This is a genomic window from Angustibacter speluncae (assembly GCF_054777815.1).
In genome coordinates this window covers 43,695-45,672 of sequence record NZ_BAAHAF010000069.1, presented here as the reverse complement: position 1 = coordinate 45,672, position 1,978 = coordinate 43,695, and the positions used below count along the sequence as shown (strand labels likewise).

Sequence of the window (1,978 nt, the reverse complement as noted above, 5' to 3'; positions counted from 1 at the left end):
GTCGAGCAGGCGCACGCCCACGGGCTGTCGGTGCTCGTCGTGGCGCCCCAGCGACCCGAGCTCGAGGCGGTGCGCGCGCGGCTCGACGAGCCGGTCCCGGCGTCCGGCGAGGCCGCCGCCGTCACCGCCCGCACCGACCTGCACCGGCCGCAGCACCCGTGGGGCCGCAGCCGCGTCGAGGTGGTGCGCCGGCTCGTCGAGCTCGGCGCCGACCCCGGCGACCCGGCCCTCACCCGCGGACGCGACCTGGCGCCCCGGACCCTGCGGGCACTGGCGTCCGACCGCGCCCGCGAGGAGGCGGCGGCGCTCATGGTCGGCGCCGGCGAGGTCGACGCCTACGAGGAGGTCGCCCGCACCAGCCCCTGGCGGGGCGCCGACCTCACCGACGACGAGGAGGCGGCCCGGGCGCTCGAGGTCGTGCGCCGGCTGCGCGAGGAGCGGCTGCCCGCCGCCCGCGACCTGGTGGCCAGCGCGACCACCGAGTCCGGCCTCGGTGCCGGCAGCACGGTCGCCGACTGGGGCCGCCGGCTCGACCTGCTGGTCTCGGTGCGCGACACCCTCGACGTCTTCACGCCGGCGGTCTACGAGCGCCGGCACACCGAGGTGATCCAGGCGACGGCGAACGCCCGCTGGCGCCGGGAGCAGGGTGTCGAGATGTCGATGCTCGAGCGCCGCCGGTGGCGGCAGGAGGGCGAGGCGCTCGTCCGTCCCGGGATGCGCGTGCCCGACCTGCACAGCGCCCTCGTGCGCGCCCGCACCGAGCTCGGCGAGTGGCAGGAGCTCGCCGGCGAGGGTGGCGCCCCCAGCACGCCCGCCGACCTCGTCGACGCCGACGCCGCCTACCACCGCGTGCTCGACGACCTGCAGCTGCTCGAGCCGGTGCTCGCGCCCACGGCCGACGGCGGCGGGCTCGACGAGATCGACGTCGACGACCTGCTCGACCGCCTCGGGCGGCTGCTCGACGCGGCCGACGACCTGCGCGTGCTGCCCGCCCGCAACGGCCTGCTGGCCGACCTCGACGCGCTCGGGCTCACGGCGCTCGTCGACCGGCTCGCCGCGCAGGGCGCCGATCGTGCGCGCGTCGCCGACGAGCTCGAGATCGCCTGGTACGCGGGCGTGCTCGACGAGATGGACGCCTCCGGCCCCGGCTGGGAGGTCGAGGCCGACACCGAGGTCGCCGGCGACAGCCCGGCGCCGGTGCGCACCTCGACGACGCTCGCGCTGCCCGAGCTCGGCGACCGGGTGCACGACCTCGTCGTGGTGCTGCAGGCCCACCGCACCGGCGCCGCCGAGGGTGCGCTGGCGCTCGTGCGTGGGCGGCAGGCCCTGGTGGTCGGCGACCCGGACGGCGCGCCGCCGGCGCCGATCGACCTCGGCGCTCGCGGCGACGACGCGGCACCGACGGGCACCCCCGGCTCCTCGCTGCTCGACGCCACCCGCGACCGCCTCACCACGCTCGTCCTCGACCGGGTGCACGACCGCCCGCGCGAGCTCGTCGCGGTGCCACCGCGTCCGGACCCCCTGCCCGCCGCCCTGCCCACGCCGCACCCGCCCGCGCTCGTGCTCTCGCACGTGCCGGACGCCACCGTGCCGGTGACCGCCGACGGCGCCGACCCGGTGCCGCAGGCCGAGGTGGCGCGGCTCGTGGCCCTCGTCGGCGACCACGCCCGGCAGCACCCGGACCGCTCGCTCGCCGTGCTCACCGTCCGGCGCGCCGAGGCCGTCGCGGTCGCCGACCTGCTCCGCCGGACGCTGCGCGAGGACCCCGACCTCGCCCGCTGGATCGGTTCGGGGAGCGAGCCGTTCGTCGTCACCGACCTGCGCGGCGCGCACGACACCGTGCGCGACCACGTGCTGCTGGGCGTCGGTGTCGGCCGCACGCCGCACGGCCGCGTGCTGCACCGGTTCGGCCCGCTCGACGACGCAGCGGGCGCCGCGCTGCTGCGGCTCGACGTGACGCGTGCCCGCGCCGCGCTCA

Annotated in this window: 1 pseudogene; it reads left to right on the top strand. The window is 78.8% G+C overall.

Going from position 1 to position 1,978, the window contains the following annotated elements:
- Positions 1 to 1,978 (top strand): annotated as a pseudogene (locus tag ACYVKY_RS08095) (hypothetical protein); the annotation flags it as partial.